The sequence below is a fragment of the Swingsia samuiensis genome, from assembly GCF_006542355.1.
GTDB lineage: Bacteria > Pseudomonadota > Alphaproteobacteria > Acetobacterales > Acetobacteraceae > Gluconobacter > Gluconobacter samuiensis.
Map to the genome: position 1 here is coordinate 2,072,134 of NZ_CP038141.1, position 17,741 is coordinate 2,089,874.

General features: G+C 42.6%; 19 protein-coding genes. 10 read left to right on the top strand and 9 right to left on the bottom strand.

Annotated elements, in window-relative coordinates:
* Positions 1-32: 32 nt before the first annotated feature.
* The 3 genes from E3D00_RS09850 to E3D00_RS09860 are packed head-to-tail and all read right to left on the bottom strand — an operon-like array spanning position 33 to position 2,995.
* Positions 33-530: a CinA family protein gene (locus E3D00_RS09850; protein WP_141462155.1), complete on the bottom strand. Its 498-nt coding sequence runs from the start codon at positions 528-530 to the stop codon at positions 33-35.
* A complete protein-coding gene (locus E3D00_RS09855) occupies positions 520-2,412 on the bottom strand; it encodes a lytic transglycosylase domain-containing protein (protein ID WP_141462157.1) in 1,893 nt (630 codons plus the stop codon). Before E3D00_RS09855 ends, E3D00_RS09850 begins: the two co-directional genes overlap by 11 nt.
* The gene (locus E3D00_RS09860; protein ID WP_141462159.1) at positions 2,393-2,995 is read right to left on the bottom strand and encodes a YjbE family putative metal transport protein; all 603 of its coding nucleotides are present in this window, start codon (positions 2,993-2,995) and stop codon (positions 2,393-2,395) included. Before E3D00_RS09860 ends, E3D00_RS09855 begins: the two co-directional genes overlap by 20 nt.
* Positions 2,996-3,084: 89 nt before the next feature.
* Between E3D00_RS09860 and purB the strand changes: the two genes are divergently transcribed.
* The 9 genes from purB to E3D00_RS09905 all read left to right on the top strand — a co-directional run bounded on the left by purB (position 3,085) and on the right by E3D00_RS09905 (position 10,038).
* Positions 3,085-4,416 (top strand): adenylosuccinate lyase, encoded by a 1,332-nt coding sequence (gene purB, locus E3D00_RS09865; RefSeq protein ID WP_141462161.1) that lies wholly within the window; start codon positions 3,085-3,087, stop codon positions 4,414-4,416.
* A gap of 139 nt (positions 4,417-4,555) precedes the next feature.
* Positions 4,556-5,320: a phosphoribosylaminoimidazolesuccinocarboxamide synthase gene (purC, locus tag E3D00_RS09870; RefSeq protein ID WP_141462163.1), complete on the top strand. Its 765-nt coding sequence runs from the start codon at positions 4,556-4,558 to the stop codon at positions 5,318-5,320.
* Entirely contained in the window at positions 5,317-5,556 is a 240-nt protein-coding gene (gene purS / locus E3D00_RS09875) for a phosphoribosylformylglycinamidine synthase subunit PurS (protein WP_141462165.1), read from the top strand. The genes purC and purS overlap by 4 nt, the downstream gene beginning before the upstream one ends.
* A complete protein-coding gene (locus E3D00_RS09880; protein ID WP_141462167.1) occupies positions 5,556-5,954 on the top strand; it encodes a Rap1a/Tai family immunity protein in 399 nt (132 codons plus the stop codon). Before purS ends, E3D00_RS09880 begins: the two co-directional genes overlap by 1 nt.
* Positions 5,951-6,652: a phosphoribosylformylglycinamidine synthase subunit PurQ gene (gene purQ, locus E3D00_RS09885; RefSeq protein WP_141462169.1), complete on the top strand. Its 702-nt coding sequence runs from the start codon at positions 5,951-5,953 to the stop codon at positions 6,650-6,652. The genes E3D00_RS09880 and purQ overlap by 4 nt, the downstream gene beginning before the upstream one ends.
* Positions 6,649-8,853, top strand: a complete 2,205-nt coding sequence (gene purL, locus E3D00_RS09890) for a phosphoribosylformylglycinamidine synthase subunit PurL (RefSeq protein ID WP_141462171.1) — start codon at positions 6,649-6,651, stop codon at positions 8,851-8,853. Before purQ ends, purL begins: the two co-directional genes overlap by 4 nt.
* A 3-nt stretch (positions 8,854-8,856) precedes the next feature.
* Positions 8,857-9,087 carry a BolA family protein gene (locus tag E3D00_RS09895; protein WP_141462173.1) on the top strand — a complete coding sequence of 77 codons (231 nt, stop codon included), beginning with the start codon at positions 8,857-8,859 and terminating at the stop codon, positions 9,085-9,087.
* 100 nt (positions 9,088-9,187) lie between these two features.
* Positions 9,188-9,523 (top strand): Grx4 family monothiol glutaredoxin, encoded by a 336-nt coding sequence (gene grxD / locus E3D00_RS09900; protein ID WP_141462175.1) that lies wholly within the window; start codon positions 9,188-9,190, stop codon positions 9,521-9,523.
* Positions 9,524-9,714: 191 nt separating this feature from the next.
* Positions 9,715-10,038 (top strand): hypothetical protein, encoded by a 324-nt coding sequence (locus tag E3D00_RS09905; protein WP_141462177.1) that lies wholly within the window; start codon positions 9,715-9,717, stop codon positions 10,036-10,038.
* 6 nt (positions 10,039-10,044) lie between these two features.
* Here the strand turns inward: E3D00_RS09905 and E3D00_RS09910 are convergent, their stop codons facing one another.
* From E3D00_RS09910 to E3D00_RS09920, 3 genes are read right to left on the bottom strand one after another with little or no spacing between them, the layout of a single operon-like run.
* Entirely contained in the window at positions 10,045-10,419 is a 375-nt protein-coding gene (locus E3D00_RS09910; protein ID WP_141462179.1) for a YraN family protein, read from the bottom strand.
* A gap of 4 nt (positions 10,420-10,423) precedes the next feature.
* Positions 10,424-11,419 (bottom strand): porphobilinogen synthase, encoded by a 996-nt coding sequence (hemB, locus tag E3D00_RS09915; RefSeq protein ID WP_141462181.1) that lies wholly within the window; start codon positions 11,417-11,419, stop codon positions 10,424-10,426.
* Positions 11,420-11,443: 24 nt separating this feature from the next.
* Positions 11,444-12,874 carry an APC family permease gene (locus tag E3D00_RS09920; RefSeq protein WP_141462182.1) on the bottom strand — a complete coding sequence of 477 codons (1,431 nt, stop codon included), beginning with the start codon at positions 12,872-12,874 and terminating at the stop codon, positions 11,444-11,446.
* Between the two features lie 93 nt (positions 12,875-12,967).
* On the opposite strand from E3D00_RS09920, the gene glyA reads away from it, so the two are divergent.
* Entirely contained in the window at positions 12,968-14,272 is a 1,305-nt protein-coding gene (glyA, locus tag E3D00_RS09925; protein ID WP_141462184.1) for a serine hydroxymethyltransferase, read from the top strand.
* Between the two features lie 2 nt (positions 14,273-14,274).
* Here glyA and E3D00_RS09930 read toward each other — a convergent pair whose 3' ends face one another.
* The 3 genes from E3D00_RS09930 to E3D00_RS09940 all read right to left on the bottom strand — a co-directional run bounded on the left by E3D00_RS09930 (position 14,275) and on the right by E3D00_RS09940 (position 17,726).
* The gene (locus E3D00_RS09930; protein WP_141462186.1) at positions 14,275-15,312 is read right to left on the bottom strand and encodes a M14 family metallopeptidase; all 1,038 of its coding nucleotides are present in this window, start codon (positions 15,310-15,312) and stop codon (positions 14,275-14,277) included.
* Complete coding sequence (gene argE / locus E3D00_RS09935) at positions 15,309-16,484, bottom strand: acetylornithine deacetylase (RefSeq protein ID WP_141462188.1); 1,176 nt, start codon at positions 16,482-16,484, stop codon at positions 15,309-15,311. Before argE ends, E3D00_RS09930 begins: the two co-directional genes overlap by 4 nt.
* Before the next feature lie 81 nt (positions 16,485-16,565).
* Entirely contained in the window at positions 16,566-17,726 is a 1,161-nt protein-coding gene (locus tag E3D00_RS09940) for a DEAD/DEAH box helicase (protein WP_141462191.1), read from the bottom strand.
* Positions 17,727-17,741 lie beyond the last annotated feature (15 nt).

The window sequence follows — 17,741 nt, forward strand, 5'->3', positions numbered from 1 at the left end:
TTTTATACTGCGTTATTTAGCCTCTGCCTTTTTTAAGGGCAGAGGTTTTTATTTAGTAAGAGTTCTAAAGAAAATTTAACGGCTTGTTGTCTGATTTGATTTCGATCCCCGCGGAATTGCATTTTCTTCGTTATTGTTTTTAGTCTCGTTGAAGCAAGCCCAAAGCAAACTGTTCCCACTGGCTTTTGTGGTGTCCCGCCTTCTGGCCCAGCTATGCCTGTTATAGAAATAGCAACATGGTCCTTTGAAAATAACTTTAAACCTCCATCAGCCATAGCCTGTGCTGTTTCAACGCTAACAGCTCCAAACTTTTGAAGGATATCTTTATCAACTCCGACTGAATGTATTTTCATTTCATTAGAGTACGTTACAAACCCTCCTTCCAATACAGAGGAGGAACCTGATATATTTGTTAAGTAAGAAGAGAGCATACCACCTGTGCAGCTCTCAATCGTAATTAATTTTATTTTGTTCTGTTTGAAGATATCAATAACTTGATTAGATAGATCATTAATTTGTTTATCGTACATAATTTTTACTCGCTCTATATACCCACATATTACCTTCTATATTTTTTATATATGTACGCGTTTCTTGATAAGGAATTTTTTCAATCCAATCAATTAAATATTCGTCCGTAAGGTTAGTATTGTTAGATTGCTCTGACTGGAGCCATGTGTCTACGCGGTGTGGTCCTGCATTATATGCTGCTAAAGCGTAAGGCACTACATTATCAAAATGCTCTAACAATTGTTCCAAATAAGCTGAGCCGATTAGAATATTGGTTGAAGGGTCTAATAATGCTGCTGATGATGTATTGACCCTTAAATGTGCCTTTCGAGCTACGTCATAAGCTGCCGTAGGGAGAAGTTGCAACAAGCCTATGGCATGGGCTGAGCTGATCGCTTGTGTATCAAATCCGCTTTCTTGGCGTATAACAGATAAAAGAAAATCAGAGGGTAAACTGGTAGTAGTGGGCTCTTGCCAAGGAGATGGATACCCTTGAGGATAAAGCGCTATTCTGGAATGGGCGAGAGTGTGCGCTGCAAAAACTTCCCCAGCTGGGATGTTAAGTCGCTCGCTTAAATCAGCGATTGATTTTTGGTCGGCTGGTTCATGTGTTGTGCTAAGTAAAAACAATAAAAAAACCTTGGCTTTTTCTGAATTGCCACTTTGAGATAATAATATTGCTGCCTGAACTAGGTCAGACCTTTGAAGGTTTTCAGGAGCAGTTCCTTTAATATTAGGAACTATATCAAGGCGATGCTGTAAATCAGAAAGAAATCTTGAAGATACGTTTGGATTTGCATTTAACAATCCAATTTCATTGTTAAGAGCTGCTAAAGCCAATTGACCATAAAATGTTGTAGGGTTTTTGGCCGCATTTATAAAAGCTTTCTGTGCTTCTTTAACGTCTCCGAGTTCTTGTCTAGATCTTCCAATCCAATACCACCCTTGAGATTGAGTAGCTAACGAGACTGCATCAGTTAAAGGGGAAAAGAAATGCTCTGCTTGGTCGGGCTTTTTAAAGAAGCGTAATTGAATAAATCCAGAAAAGAACTGCGCTTCTAATCGATCCGATGTTGATAAGGGAAGGGAGGTATCATCTGCTATATTTGCAGCGTTCTCGATGTCATTATTCAACAATAATGCATGAGCAAAACTAAGGCGTTCAGCAGACCACTCATGCGATGGAGAGTTTTCTTGAATAGCGATTCCGGCCGAGTGCCATAGATCCAACGCTTCATTAAAACGCTCTGAGTGACGTAACATTTTAAGGCGATAACGGATAAGCGTAGGGTCTTGTCGTAATTCAGATGGAAGGCTTGAGAATAAGTAATCAGCATCTGCGCTGTTTGTTTTTTGCGCCAGACGTGCTTGAGCTAAAGCTTGTTGTGCTGGTGTTAAAAACGAGATTTGTCGTCTGGCGGATGCAATATTTCCGCTTTTCTCTAGCGTTTCATACCGTTTCCAATAATCATCAGACGATAAATCACTACTATATTGATTTAAAAATAAACTTTCATCAGATGCTGATCCTGCTCCCGATTGCCAAATTAGTTTTGCCTTTTTAGATTCTTCCAAGAGCTGCCCATGGCAAACAAGAAAAGCTGCCATAATGGTTAAAGGCTGGACACGACAAAGAGCTTTTAGCGTATCAGGATCAGAAATTTGAGATAGAGCGTTTTGATAACGCCATAAGATACGAGCATTTTGAGGCCATATCGGCCCCTTGGTAAGGAAATCGGCGTATCGCTCAGCTGGTAAATTCGTACCCTCTGGTGAGGTTAAAATTAACCATTCGTTTAGTCTGGACTGAACATCTGTGCTCTGTGCATGCGCAGAGAATGTTACTGAAAGAAAGACAGAAGAAGCTAAGAGAAAAGCCCGGTTAATGCGATAAAGAGACATAATGCCAAACCTCTCCGCCTCCACGAATGATAAGTTCAATTGCAACGGCGAGCACGACAAGAAGGCCACCCCAGGCTATCCAACGATATTTTGCTAATAAACCAGCGATAAAAGAAGCCGCAACGCCCATGAGTAAAACAGAAAAAACTAAACCGCCCGTTAAAATCCAAGGGTGACCAATAGATGCCCCAGCCACGGCTAAAACATTATCCAAACTCATGGAAAGATCAGCGATAACAATTTTTATAATAGCAGGCCCAAGTTTAGAGGGACCGTCTACTTCAGCCTCATCTCCACCGTGCCGAAGTTCACGGTACATTTTCCAACATACCCATAAAAGCAAAATCCCGCCCGCAAGCGTCAGGCCAACAACGGAAAGAAGGCGAGACGCAACAAGAGCAAGCGCTATACGCAGCAGAGCAGAAAGAAGGGTGCCTATTAGAATCGCAATGTGTCTTTCACGACCAGCTAAACGACGAACTGCCATCCCTATGACAACGGCATTATCTCCCGCTAATGTGACGTCAATCAAGGTCACTTGCAGCAAGGCAATCAGGGCATGAGTGAAGCTATCTGGTAACAAGATGATTAATCTTTCAAAACGGAACGTGGCATTCTTGTCGTATTTGGTTTAAGCACCCTTCGTAAAGCCCATTTTTTTTCGGAGTTTTCATGGTTCCGCGTTATAGCCGTCCACAAATGACCGCCATCTGGTCTCCTACAAACCGTTACCGTATCTGGTTTGAGATCGAAGCTTTGGCTTGTGAGGCTATGGCTCAACAGGGAATAATTCCAGAAAGTGCAGCAAAAAATATCCGAGAAAAAGGCGATGCAGCCATGGCTGCATTTTCTGAACAAGATATTGCACGTATTGACGAGATCGAAGCAGAAACGCGCCATGACGTCATTGCGTTCCTCACATGGCTAGCAGAAAAAATTGGTCCTGATAGCCGCTTTGTGCATTTAGGCATGACCTCTTCAGATGTTCTGGATACGTGCTTCTCTGTTCAGCTTAAGCAAGCGAGTGATCTTCTGCTCGAAGATTTAGATCAAGTCTTAAGTGCACTAAAGAAACGCGCCTATGAGCATAAAAACACAGTCACCATTGGTCGTAGCCACGCTATTCATGCAGAGCCAACAAGTTTTGGTTTAAAACTAGCTGGCCATTATGCTGAGTTTGCTCGTGATCGGGAGCGTTTGCTTCAGGCTCGAAAAGAAATTGCTGTAGGCGCTATTTCAGGAGCCGTTGGCACGTATGCGCATATTGACCCAGCAATTGAAGAATATGTTGCAAATAAACTTGGCTTAGTCGCAGAAAGCGTTTCAACGCAGGTTATTCCCAGAGATCGGCACGCCGCTTTCTTTTGCACATTAGCTGTTATTGCGAGTGGGATCGAGCGCCTCGCTGTTGAGGTAAGGCATTTGCAGCGTTCAGAAGTTCGGGAAGCAGAAGAGTTTTTCCATAAAGGGCAAAAAGGCAGCTCTGCGATGCCGCATAAAAGAAACCCCGTTCTTTCTGAGAACCTCACGGGGTTAGCGCGCCTTGTTCGTTCACATGCTATCCCTGCATTGGAAAATGTCGCGCTTTGGCACGAAAGAGATATCAGTCACTCATCTGTCGAGCGGAATATTGGCCCAGATGCAACGATAGGCCTTGATTTTGCTTTGATGCGACTTGCCGGCATGATGGAAAAGCTTGTTGTTTACCCAGATCAAATGATTGCTAATCTGGAAAGCCTCGGTGGGGTAGTCCATTCTGGTGAAGTGCTTTTAACGTTGGCTCGTGCCGGTATCTCACGTGAAGACGCCTACAAAATTGTGCAGCGCAATGCGATGGCAACGTGGACAAAGCTGGGTCATCCCGATTTTAAAACGTTCAGAGAAAATCTGGAAGCAGATCCAGAAGTATCTGGCCGTGTGAGTGCGGATGTTTTGGATAAGGCTTTTGATGCGTCTCAGCATTTAGCCCAAGTCGATCGTATTTTTGATCGCGTTTTTAATTAATCTACCAATGAGAGTGCGGAAAAGATTTTCCGCACTCTCGTAGTTTTAGTTCACTAATGCTATGAACTAAAAAGTGTCGCTGGATTTGTCGTTCTTTTAAGATTTTGAACGTAACGACGTAACCCACTAAGGATTGCATATGGCCCGCCGCCGCCAGCTTTATGAAGGCAAAGCTAAAGTTCTGTTTGAAGGTCCAGAACCAGGAACACTTGTCCAATATTTCAAAGATGATGCTACCGCTGGGAATGGCGTAAAAAATGGCATCATCACCGGAAAGGGTGTTCTTAACAACCGTATCAGCGAATACCTGATGCTTAAGTTGCATGATCTAAATATTCCAACGCATTTCATTAAACGTTTGAATATGCGTGAGCAGCTGATTCGCGAAGCTGAGATCATTCCTCTTGAAGTGGTTATTCGTAATATTGCGGCTGGATCTATTGCGAAACGCTTAGGAATAGAGGAGGGAACGCGCCTTCCAAGAACAATCATTGAATACTACTATAAGAATGATTCTCTTGGTGACCCCATGGTTTCCGATGAACATATTTCAGCTTTTAATTGGGCAACCCCACAAGAGCTGGATGATATGAATGGCATGGCGCTCCGCATTAATGATTTTCTCATGGGCGTTTTCAGCAGTGTAGGCATTACGCTCGTTGATTTTAAACTAGAGTTTGGTCGCTTGTGGGAAGGGGATGAAATGAGAATCATCCTCGCTGATGAAATCTCGCCTGATAATTGTCGTTTGTGGGATAGCAAAACAAACGAGAAAATGGACAAAGACAGATTTCGTCGTGATATGGGGAAAGTGGAAGAAGCCTATCAGGAAGTGGCTCGTCGTTTAGGTATTTTAACTGAATCAAATAATGGAGACCATCAAGGTCCGGAGGCAGTACAGTGAAAGTTCGCGTTTACGTTTCGCTTAAAGATGGTGTTCTGGACCCTCAAGGAAAAGCGGTTGAACACGCCCTTGAATCACTAGGTTTTAAAGACGTTGGAGAGGTTCGGGTAAATCGTGTGGTCGAGCTGGAACTCCCAACCAACGATGCAGACCAAGCCCGTGCTCAAGGAGAGGCAATGGCTCGCGCTCTTTTAGCAAATGAAGTGATCGAAAATTTCAGCGTTGAGGTCGAATAATGAAAGCTGTTTTTGCTAAAGCTACAACTCTTTGTTTAGCTCTTTCTTTATTAGCTCCTGCTGCACATGCTCAGCGCGTTTCAAAGGTAACAGGCACAACTCTGGGTAAAATGTGTTCCAGTGATAAAGTAACTGGAACCAGCTTATGTGATGCCTACCTTGCAGGCATTATGGATAGTGAAGTTTGGTCTAAAAAATACGATACATATAAAGACGATGCGGGCGCTCCTGTTGCTTTTTGCGTCCCTACAAGTGAAACGGCCCCTCAAATTCGAAGTAAAGTTGTAAGCTGGTTACACAGCCATAATGATGCTCTTACTCAACCAGCAGGGAAAGCTGCATATCGTGCATTACATGATACTTATGCGTGTCAGGCCAATGCGGAGGGTATGAAATGAAAGCAGGAATTGTCGTTTTTCCCGGAACGAACCGGGAGCGCGACATGGGACATGCTCTCAAGTTAGTTTCTGGCCATACACCAAAAATGATATGGCATCGGGAAACTTCTCTTGGTGATGTGGATCTTGTTGTTTTACCGGGTGGCTTTAGCTTCGGAGATTACTTGAGAAGTGGTGCTATGGCCGCACACTCTCCTATCTTACGGGAAGTGAAAGCTTTCGCAGAAAAAGGTGGCTATGTTTTAGGGGTTTGTAACGGATTTCAAACTCTAACAGAAGCACATCTTCTACCAGGCGCCTTATTACGAAATGCAGGCCTGCGTTTCCTTTCGCAAGACTGTCACCTTAAAGTAGAAAATTCTTCTTCCTCGTATACGCATCATTGGAAAAAAGGAGATGTTTTTCGTGCTCCTTTGGCGCATGGTGATGGTAATTATACCGCATCTCCTGACATCTTGAAAAAGCTTGAGGAAGAAGAGCGAGTAGCTTTCCGGTATTGCCGGTCTGATGGTACTATTTCCCACGAGGATCGTGCATCAAACCCCAATGGTAGCTTAAATTCAATTGCCGGAATTCTTAGTGAAAACCGTCGCGTTTGTGGATTAATGCCTCATCCTGAAAATTTGGTTGATGCAGAAATCGGTGGCGTTGATGGACTACCCTTATTTAAAGGCCTTGTGGAGGCTCTTGTCGGATGAGCGTGACGATTGATGCCAAGCTTGCCCAATCTTTTGGGTTAACAGGCGATGAATACAATACTGTTTTAAAGATTATGGGAAGAACGCCTAGCTTTACTGAGCTTGGTATTTTTTCTGTTATGTGGTCTGAGCATTGCTCCTATAAATCTTCACGAATTCACCTAAAAACCCTTCCTACCAAAGCGCCTTGGGTTATTCATGGCCCCGGAGAAAATGCGGGGGTGGTCGATATTGGAGAAGGTTTGGCTGCGGTTTTCAAGATGGAAAGCCATAACCATCCATCCTTTATCGAGCCTTATCAAGGGGCTGCAACAGGTGTTGGTGGTATCTTGAGAGATGTGTTCACCATGGGTGCGCGTCCTATTGCCAATCTGAATGCATTACGCTTTGGTGACCCTACACATACTGGGACACGTCGCATTGTTGATGGTGTTGTCCGGGGTGTTGGTGGGTATGGAAACTGCGTTGGTGTTCCAACGGTCGGTGGCGAAGTCAATTTCCATAAGGCCTATGATGGAAATCCTCTCGTCAATGCTATGACGGTTGGAATTGCTCATAAAGATAAGATTTTCCTTTCGGCCGCCGCCGGTGTGGGTAATCCAGTTGTATATGTCGGATCAAAAACAGGTCGGGATGGCATTCATGGGGCAACCATGTCTTCCGCTGAGTTTGATGACGAAGCCGCATCCAAACGTCCAACCGTACAGGTTGGGGACCCATTCATTGAAAAATTGCTGATTGAAGCATGTTTAGAACTGATGGCTACGGATGCCATTGTGGCTATTCAAGATATGGGTGCGGCTGGTCTAACGTCTTCTGCCGTAGAGATGGCAGGCAAGGGAGGCGTTGGGATCGAACTGGATCTTGATGCAGTCCCGCAGCGTGAGCCAAATATGACGGCTTATGAGATGATGCTTTCAGAGAGCCAAGAGCGTATGCTGATGGTTCTCAAGCCAGAGCGGACGGAAGAAGCCCGAGCTATTTTCGAAAAATGGGATCTCGACTTTGCTATTATTGGGCATCTGACCGATACTGGGCATATTACGGTTAAGCATAAAGGGGCTGTAGAAGCCAATATTCCTCTGGATCCTTTGGCTGAAGCTGCTCCTTTGTATGATCGTCCTACTGTTCCATTAAATTTGGCGGGGCATATTCAACCACCGCCAGATCCTGTTGGAATTGAACACGCTTTATTAACTCTCATTGGTTGCCCGGACTTGGCTTCTAGAGCTTGGGTTTGGAATCAATATGATGCGACCGTTGGTGGCAATACAGCTCGCAAACCAGGTGCAGCAGATGCTGCGATTGTTCGTGTTGATGGAACACGTCTTGGGTTGGCGCTGACAACAGATTGTACCCCACGCTACTGCCAAGCAAACCCCAAGTCTGGTGGTGCGCAGGCTGTTGCTGAAGCATGGCGAAATATTACAGCTACTGGTGCTAAGCCGTTAGCTGTTACCGATAACCTTAATTTTGGTAATCCAGAACGCCCAGAAATTATGGCTCAAATTGCAGAAGCTATAAAAGGAATGGCTGAAGCATGTAAGGCTTTGGATTTCCCAGTCGTTAGTGGGAACGTTTCGCTTTATAACGAAACACGTTCTCCTTCTGGTCTAGCTCAAGCTATTCTTCCAACACCTGCCATTGGTGGACTAGGTGTTATTGAAGATGCGTCTAAATCTATTGGTTTAGCGATGCCAGAGGATCATGATCTGGTTCTTATCGGTGAGATTCGTGGCGAATTAGGCCAATCTTTGTGGTTGCGAGAGATTTGCCATCGTGAAGATGGCGCTCCACCATGTGTTGATTTGCATGCTGAGCGAAACAATGGTGATTTTGTAAGAGAGCAAATCCAGAAAGGCCATGTAACGGCGTGCCATGATATTGCCGATGGTGGTTTGCTCATCACCTTAGCTGAAATGGCGATGGCCGGAAATGTTGGGTGTAAATTACAGCCTCATCCTTCTGCGCTGGAGCCACATGCTTTCTGGTTTGGGGAAGACCAAGCCTGTTATGTTATCGCGACAAAACATGCGTCTGATATAATTTCGGAAGCTGAAGCAAAGCATGTCCCTGTTCGGAAGCTCGGTCACTCTGGTGGTAATGCTTTGTCACTTTCTAATGGTGTCTCTCTCAAGATAGAACGTTTACGCACCATAAATGATGCATTCTTTCCTAAGTTCATGGGAGAAGGGAATTAATCTATGCCAATGACGGTTTCCCAAATTGAACATATCATTAAAGATGCAATCCCTGATGCTCAGATTTCCATCGAAGATTTGGCGGGAGATGGAGATCATTATGCCTGCACAGTGGTCAGCGAGTCTTTTCGTGGTCTTTCGCGCGTAAAACAGCATAAGCTAGTTTATGATGCGTTTGGCTCTCGTATGGGAACAGAACTCCATGCGATGGCCTTAAAAACGGTTACCCCTTGATTCGTGGGGTGCAAACCCCATTCTAATGTGAACAATATATTTGCCTCTTATATGAGCTCGCGTTAATGACGGCACATATAAGAGGAAAAAGGATCTACTTATGCCTGAAGCAGTGTTTCAAAATATTCAAAACCTCATCGATGCAAACTCTGTGATGCTTTTCATGAAAGGGGATAAACTCTTTCCTCAATGCGGTTTTTCAGCACGTGTTGTTCAGATTTTGACGCATCTTGGTGTCTCTTTTGAAACAGCCAATGTTTTAGAGAGCCCAGAATTGAGGCAGGGAATTAAAGATTTTTCTCAATGGCCAACAGTACCTCAACTCTATGTTAAAGGAGAGTTCGTAGGGGGATGTGACATTGTCACCGATATGTATCAAAGCGGTGAACTTGAAAGTCTTTTATCTGAAAAAGGGATTGCTGTTTCTAACGGTTAATCTTTGAATAGGCCAGCAGTGTGCTTTACTGTTGGCTTTTTTATGCGCCAGAGATTTTGGCATAAATAAGTCATAATCTCTCCAAAAATGGCAAGACCTTGATTTTTTTAGAAAAATCCCTAATAAGGCTTGTTCATATTGATATTTACGGCATACTTAGCTTTATCAAAATATAGGAATGGATAAATTCAATGGCGCGGCATTGGGCAGGTAAACTCGTATTAGGCGTAATGAGCATTAGTTTATGTGTTGGGGCAGGGAAAGCCCATGCACGTTCAGCTATTACTGACTATGAAGCAAGTAAGCTTACATTTGATGCCTTAACAGCTACTCCTGTCTATCATCACCATCGTACGGCTCCACATTTCTACCGTCATACTTATGCAACGAGTAAACATGCTTTAGCTTTTGCTGCTACTGCTCATCATAGTGCTTACGTAAGAAACGTTTCTTATCGTCCTAAATATATTGCAAGTGCATCAGCTCACCATCATACACGCCACCGTCGCACCTAGTTTCGTTTAAAAAAGCCGGATTGCGTCTTCAATGTGACGCATATTCATAGCTTTATCTAAAAGGTATACATCGAATCGGATATTGGGTCTTACCCAGTCCGGTTGTTGTGTAATTGTTAGATCAAGAGCTGCTAAAAGCCGTTTTTGCTGCGTTAAAGAAAGTGCTAAAGCACTCTCTTTAAGATTTTTTCTCTGCTTAACTTCAATAGCGATTAAATACATTTCATTAGAAACAAGCAGGTCTATTTCACCGTGAGGTGTTTTTCTCCGTTGAGCAAGGATGGTGAATCCTTGCTCGATAAGATGCTGCTTAACGACTTCTTCTGCTTGTAGGCCGTCAAAGTAGGCTTGTTTTCCACGATCGGATTTATTGTATATCAAGAAATCAATCTTTTAATAAACGTGCAGCATCTAAAGCAAAATAAGTTAATATTCCGCTACAGCCAGCCCGTTTAAACGCCATAAGGCTTTCCAGAATTGTTCTGTCACGGTCAAGCCAACCTTTTTCAATAGCTCCCATTATCATCGCATACTCACCAGAGACTTGGTACGCGAATGTTGGAACGGCGAAATTATCTCGGATACGACGAATAATATCGAGATAGGGCATACCAGGTTTTACCATAATCATATCTGCGCCTTCGGCTAAGTCTTGCTCAACTTCTCGCAAAGCCTCATCTGAATTCGCTGGATTCATTTGATATGTTTTTTTATCACCCGTTAATAGCCCACCAGAACCAAGAGCATCTCGAAAAGGGCCATAAAACGCAGATGCATATTTTGCCGTATATGACATAATACGAACTGTTTCAAAATTATGTTCATCAAGCGTTTCTCGGATCGCTTGAACGCGTCCATCCATCATATCGGACGGCGCTATAATATCATTTCCAGCACGAGCTTGATTAAGTGCTTGAAGCCTCAAGACTTCAATAGATTCATCATTAAGAATGCGCCCATCCTTTATCAAACCATCATGTCCATGATCTGTATATGGATCGAGAGCGACATCCCCGATGATTCCTAAATCTGGAAAATTTTTCTTTAACAATCGAGAAGCCCGGCACATTAAATTATCTGGGTTAAGTGCTTCTGTCCCTTTGGAATCTCTTAATTCTTTTGGTGTAATAGGGAAAATGGCAACTGCCGGAATACCTAAATCAACAGCTTGTTTTACATGCTCTACTAGCAAGTCCAAACTGACACGCTCCACTCCGGGCATAGAAGCAACTTTTTGACGTTGGTTTTGCCCTTCGCAGACGAAAATAGGCCAGATCAGATTATCTACGTGTAAATGGTTTTCCTGAACAAGACGTCGTGTGAAGTTATCATGACGGTTACGTCTTAGACGAGAGAGGGGGTATGATGATACGTTTTTCATACCCCAATCATGCGCTTATCTATCTCATCTGGAAAGATGACTGTGTCGTATTCCATAGAAAAAATAAACGATACATCCAATCACAAGCCACACAATTAAGCGAAGCCACGTTAAACTATCTAATGAGAAAATTACAGCAGAGCAGGAAACCACCCCCAAAGCTGGAATAATGATTCCCCCTGGGACTTTAAAGCGTCTTGGCACATTCGGGTGCCGCCAACGCAGAACAGGGACACCGATACAAACAATAATAAAAGCCAAAAGAGTTCCAATAGAAGTCATGTTGCCGAGCACGCCGATAGGAACAGTTGCGGCAAGAACACTAGAAATAACACCAAAAATAATATGAGATGTCCAAGGTGTATGTGTTTTTTTATTTAAGCGTGCAAACACTTTAGGAAGCAATCCATCATTTGACATCGTCAAAAAAACGCGAGCTTGTCCAAGAAGAAGACCAAATAAAACGGACGTATAGCCAAGGCAAATACCAAGTTTGATAATTGTATTTAACCAAACATACCCCGTCGTATTAATGGCTGTTGCAACAGGACTAGGGTCATTGGCGAGTTCTTTATAATTCACAACGCCAGTCAGAACTAAAGAGAAGGTCGCATAAACGATAGCACAAATAATAAGACTTCCTATTATTCCAATAGGAAGATCCCGTGCAGGATTACGACTATCTTGAGCTGTTGTAGAGATAATATCAAAACCGATATAAGCAAAAAAGGCCATTCCAGCAGCCCGCATAATGCCAGATAAGCCAAACTGACCATATATCCCTGTGTTTGTAGGAATAAATGGATGAAAATTAGACATTTTTATATGAGGAATACAAAATATATAAACGAGTGCAATGACAGTTAATTTTATAAAAACAATAAAATTATTGATCTTCGTAGACTCTTTAGTCCCACACATTAAAAGAGCAGAAACCAAGCTTATAATCACAATAGCTGGTGCATTAACCCAAGCATATGCTTGCGATCCGTCTGCCAGTTTAACGACCGACATAGTAGGGGCAAGAAAGCGTGGGTCAAGAACAATACCCCAGCCAGCCAGCATTGAAGATACATAACCCGACCAGCTGGAGGCGACAGCCGATGCAGCAACGGTGTATTCAAGAACAAGGTCCCAGCCAATAATCCATGCAATAAACTCTCCCATGGATGCATAGGCATAGGAGTAAGCAGAGCCACTGGATGGGATCATCCCTGCGAGTTCACCATAACACAACCCTGCAAAACCACAGGCAATCGCTGCTACAATAAAAGATAATGTAATAGCAGGGCCTGCGTTTTGACCTGCGGCTACTCCAGTTAAAGAAAACAGGCCTGCACCAATAATAATACCAACTCCCATAATGATGAGTTGTTTAGCGGACAGAACTCTTTTCAACCCAGAAGAAGATGACGGTGACGAAACGGGCTTGGTTCGCCATAGCGGGTTGGCCATGAAAGATCCTTTTTGACATGTCGATTTGTTTTTGCCGAGGAGAAGAAACTGCGTTAGATATGAAAGCAAAATCACTCTGGAGAACATCCCACCATGTCACAGCACGCTAACCATTCCCCGACAAATCCTTTTTTTCATGCCTCTCTTAAAGATGTTGATTCAGAAGTTGCTCAAATTCTTAACGATGAGTTGATTCGCCAACAAGATGGCATTGAACTCATTGCGTCAGAGAATATGGCTTCCTTTGCCGTTATGGAAGCGCAAGGCTCTGTATTAACTAATAAATATGCTGAAGGCTTACCCGGTAAGCGTTATTATGGTGGATGTGTTGACGTTGATCGTGTTGAAAACTTAGCCATTGAGCGTCTTAAAAAGATTTTTGGTGCAGAATTTGCGAATGTGCAGCCTCACTCTGGAGCCAATGCGAATCAGGCTGCTTTTATGGCTGTTGCAAAGCCAGGGGATACAATTTTAGGCTTAAGCCTTGCTGCTGGAGGCCATCTTACTCACGGAGCGGCTCCAAATTATTCTGGAAAATGGTTCAATGCAGTCCAATATGGTGTACGTAAGCAGGATGGCTTGATTGATTATGAGCAAATGGAAGAGTTAGCTCGTGAACATAAGCCGAAGATCATTGTTGCTGGTAGCTCGGCCTATCCAAGAATTATTGATTTTGCACGTTTCCGTAAAATTGCTGACGAAGTAGGGGCCTTTTTAATGGTGGATATGGCCCACTTTGCTGGGCTTGTTGCGGCTGGATTATATCCAAACCCATTAGAATTTGCTGATATTGTCACTTCAACCACTCATAAAACCCTTCGTGGACCTCGCGGTGGTGTTATTTTAACCAACAATCCTGACTTGGCTAAAAAAATTAATTCTGCTGTCTTCCCTGGCCTTCAAGGTGGACCTTTAATGCACGTTATCGCAGGGAAGGCCGTTGCTTTTGGAGAAGCTTTAAAAGTAGAGTTCCGTGATTTTCAAAGACGCGTTATTGCCAATGCAAAGGCGCTGGCAGATGAATTACAACAACGTGGTTTTGATATTGTTACGGGCGGAACTGACACGCACTTAATTCTTGTAGATCTCCGCCCTAAGAAAGTTACAGGAAAACTAGCGGAAGAAATTTTAGAAAAAGCTGGTATCACAGCCAATAAAAATGCAATTCCGTTCGATCCAGAAAAGCCATTTGTTACATCAGGTATTCGTCTAGGAAGCCCTGCTGCAACGGCTCGTGGCTTTGGGCAAGAAGAATTCCGTACAATTGCACGTATGATTGATGAAGTTCTGACGGCTGCATTGCAAGATGAGAACAAAGAAGAAGTTACTCAAAAAGTGCATGCAGAAGTAAAAGAACTATGCCGTCGCTTCCCAATTTACTCTAAAGCATCAGCCTAACATTAAAATGCAGTACGTCTTGCGAGACGTACTGCTAATTGACCTCGTTGAGGACGCAAATTAGGGATAATTAAGAAACAATCATCATAAGGTGTTTGGATTAGATCATCTCCATCACGAGCAATGATTGTGCCGGCTTTTGGAATGCAAGTATTTCCTACCCACGTTTCTATAAAATTAAAGTTGCTACTCAGAGCTTTTATGCTATCCGTTGTAATAATCATCTGAGTATTTTTATTTTCTTCTTTTTGTTCTTCTCCAAAATGGATTTTATAATACTTTTTTAAAAGCTCATTAATAACTTTCTCCATCACCAAAACAGTATTAACTTCCCAATGCAATCCTGCCTCTAATAAGCAAGCTCTTCCTGTCCCTGAAGGAGAGGTAAACTTTACATGTTCGATCAGTCTAGATCCGCTTTGATGCATCCAATCTATTAAAATGACTGGTTTATCATTCTCTTCAACTGCAATAGACTTCGCTAAATCAATTGATCTTATATTATTAGGAGTAATAAATAGTGGATCAGATGGCCATAATGTAGAATGAAGGTCGAGTAAAAGATCAGCTCTTTCAATAAAAGGTAATAATTCTTTTGCGCGATTTAATTCAAATGAAGACGATACGCTACGAAGACGATCATTGGACCATAATCGATTTAAATCTTCATCTAAATATCGTGCACGAATTGGGTTTGTAATATCAAATTTCTTAAAAGCTTTTAAATTAGCGGCTATTAAAGTTAAACGCCCAGATTGAGGGAATGGATTTTTTTTCCTTAAGTTCTCAAGGGCATGTCCTCCGGCAAATTCATTTCCATGGACTAGACCCGTAATAACCAAATCAGGGCCATCTTTCCCGGAATCGAAGACAATAACTCCAGATACGCCACTATTAGTTTTTTCCCAAGCAGACATATCCGGCAAAGAAAGACGAACATTGGTAGGAAAAGCAGGTCGACCACATCCAGGCAAATTTTCTTGTAATTGAGGGTACCGTACCCGAACGGGAAGGTGTTTCTGGCCTGCTTTACAACTCATCGAGTCACATTCGCTTTCAAAGCAAACTCTTTAAGAACACGTTCACATTCTTGCAGCTGACTGATCGCAATAAACTCATCAGGACGATGCGCTTGTGCAATATCACTAGGCCCACAAACAATACTTTCTAAACCAGCTCTTTGGTAAATCCCGGCTTCTGTTCCATAAGAAACAAAACCCACTGTATTTTTTCCTGTAGTTTGACAGGTCATGTCTACAAGAAATGATGTCTCAGATAAGGATAGGGGGGGTAAATTAACAAGCACCTCATATTCTATTCCACCCGTAGGGTTTCCAATACGCAATTCTTGATCCAGAGGATCCAAAAGCTGCTTAAGCTTCTGAAATTCTTCCTCTCCCTCATCCCCAGGTACATTACGCCATTCGACTTCAAATGAAGCATGTTCAGGAATAATGTTGAGAATACTTCCACCTTTAGCAATACCTACTTGCATTGTTGTATAAGGGGGAGTGAACCCTATAACTTGTCGACCATTTTCCAGAAAAAAATCAGCTTGATCAGCGCATATTGCAATAGCTCGTCCCATCGCGTGTAAAGCATTACGCCCTAATTCAGGTACTGACGAATGGCCTGATTTACCTGTAAGATTAATTCGCACAGCGTAACGCCCCTTGTGTGCAATCACAGGGGACAACATTGTGGGCTCTCCGACAATGCATATTTCAGGAAGCAGATGAGCCGCTTGAATATCCTTCATAAGATATCGCGCCCCATCACATGTTATTTCTTCATCGCATGTAAAAAATAGATGGATGGGATACGGTAAATCCATCTTTATAAAGTCTGGAACAGACGATAAGACGCAGGCGACAAATCCTTTCATATCAGCTGTACCACGACCGTATAAAAGACCATTTTCTTCTCGAAGAACAAATGGATCAGAGGACCATTTTTGATCATCAACTGGGACACAGTCAACATGCCCAGAAAAGGCTATCCCTCCCGAGCGCTGCGGACCAATGATAGCGTGTAGATTCCATTTACCCTCATCGCCTCCATTATAGCGTGTATACGCTACAGAATAATGAGAGAGATAATGTTCAATCCACTCAATGATCGGCAAGTTGGAATTTCGACTCGTTGTATCGTAAGAGACAAGAACCTTAAGAATGGATTTGACATCTGTAGGGATAGGATAATCTGATTTCATAAAAATAGTCTAAACACAGGAGTTCATTTTCTCTAAAGAATAAACGGTTTCATGTGTTCACGTTTTTGCGGGATATAAACTCTATTGATTTAAAGCATCTTCCGTTGTGATCCGGATACGGAATCCTATGTGTTTTTCAATTTCTCTCAACAATAAACGCTCTTCTATTGTAATTAGAGAGAAAGCTGCCCCTTTTTTACCTGCACGTGCGGTTCTTCCAATTCGATGAACATAAATCTCAGGGGAGGTCGGCATATCCATATTAATTACAAGATCTACATCAGAAATATCCAAGCCTCGAGAGGCAATATCTGTTGTAATAAGGATGGATTTCTCATTTTTTTTAAATAAATCAAGAGATTTAGAACGTGCCGCCTGTGTTTTATCACCATGCAATGTTTCAATATGTAATGATTTCTTTTTAAGAATTTTGAATACGTCTTGAACATTATTTTTTGTTTTAACAAATATAATAATCTTGCCTGCTACGGTATCAAGAAGCTGAGAAACAATTTTTATTTTCTGATCTTTTTCAACAAACAACGCGCGTTGACGTATTTTTTTGGGAGTAAATGTTTCTTCTGCCACCTCAACCCGAACAGGGTTACGCGTTACTTTTTGGGCCAGAGCCATAACAGGAGCGGGTAACGTTGCCGAACAAAAAACTGTTTGAGGATGATAATCTGGAAAATATGGAACAAGAGCGTTCATACTTTCTGCAAAATCTTCATCCAATAAACGGTCAGCTTCATCCAAAACGAGAAATTTTAAATCTTCGAGAATAATTTGTCCTTGAACAACCAGATCCAAGAGGCGGCCATGGGTGGCAACAATAATATCCACCCCTTCAGAAAGAGACTTCACTTGTTGTTCTTTAGGAACACCACCACAAATAACACGCGTTTTTAAAGGAAGACGCCGTCCGAGCTGACGACAAACAGAAGCTGTTTGCATCGCAAGTTCACGGGTAGGCTCAAGAATAAGAACTTTCGGATTATAATCTGTTTCATATTCTGAAATTTTTTGAAGAATAGGCAGAACAAAAGCCGCTGTTTTTCCGCTCCCTGTTTGGGATGCAATAAGGACATCTTTCCCGTCTAAAATTTGAGGAATCGTCTGTTCCTGAATCTCACTTGGTCGTTTATGACCAATTTGCTTTAATGTCTCCAATAGGGGCAAGATCAATCCAAGTTTAGTAAAATCGTTAGATTGTTCAGAATGAGGTTGGGTTGGCATTGTCATAGTTTTATTCATTGG

Coding starts and splice junctions, on each gene's coding strand:
- E3D00_RS09850 (WP_141462155.1), bottom strand. CDS start 530: ATGTACGATAAACAAATTAATGATCTATCTAATCAAGTTATTGATATC.
- purB (WP_141462161.1), top strand. CDS start 3,085: ATGGTTCCGCGTTATAGCCGTCCACAAATGACCGCCATCTGGTCTCCT.
- E3D00_RS09930 (WP_141462186.1), bottom strand. CDS start 15,312: ATGAGTTGTAAAGCAGGCCAGAAACACCTTCCCGTTCGGGTACGGTAC.
- E3D00_RS09855 (WP_141462157.1), bottom strand. CDS start 2,412: ATGTCTCTTTATCGCATTAACCGGGCTTTTCTCTTAGCTTCTTCTGTC.
- hemB (WP_141462181.1), bottom strand. CDS start 11,419: ATGAAAAACGTATCATCATACCCCCTCTCTCGTCTAAGACGTAACCGT.
- E3D00_RS09920 (WP_141462182.1), bottom strand. CDS start 12,874: ATGGCCAACCCGCTATGGCGAACCAAGCCCGTTTCGTCACCGTCATCT.
- E3D00_RS09895 (WP_141462173.1), top strand. CDS start 8,857: ATGCCAATGACGGTTTCCCAAATTGAACATATCATTAAAGATGCAATC.
- purL (WP_141462171.1), top strand. CDS start 6,649: ATGAGCGTGACGATTGATGCCAAGCTTGCCCAATCTTTTGGGTTAACA.
- E3D00_RS09940 (WP_141462191.1), bottom strand. CDS start 17,726: ATGACAATGCCAACCCAACCTCATTCTGAACAATCTAACGATTTTACT.
- purQ (WP_141462169.1), top strand. CDS start 5,951: ATGAAAGCAGGAATTGTCGTTTTTCCCGGAACGAACCGGGAGCGCGAC.
- grxD (WP_141462175.1), top strand. CDS start 9,188: ATGCCTGAAGCAGTGTTTCAAAATATTCAAAACCTCATCGATGCAAAC.
- purC (WP_141462163.1), top strand. CDS start 4,556: ATGGCCCGCCGCCGCCAGCTTTATGAAGGCAAAGCTAAAGTTCTGTTT.
- glyA (WP_141462184.1), top strand. CDS start 12,968: ATGTCACAGCACGCTAACCATTCCCCGACAAATCCTTTTTTTCATGCC.
- E3D00_RS09880 (WP_141462167.1), top strand. CDS start 5,556: ATGAAAGCTGTTTTTGCTAAAGCTACAACTCTTTGTTTAGCTCTTTCT.
- argE (WP_141462188.1), bottom strand. CDS start 16,484: ATGAAATCAGATTATCCTATCCCTACAGATGTCAAATCCATTCTTAAG.
- E3D00_RS09905 (WP_141462177.1), top strand. CDS start 9,715: ATGGCGCGGCATTGGGCAGGTAAACTCGTATTAGGCGTAATGAGCATT.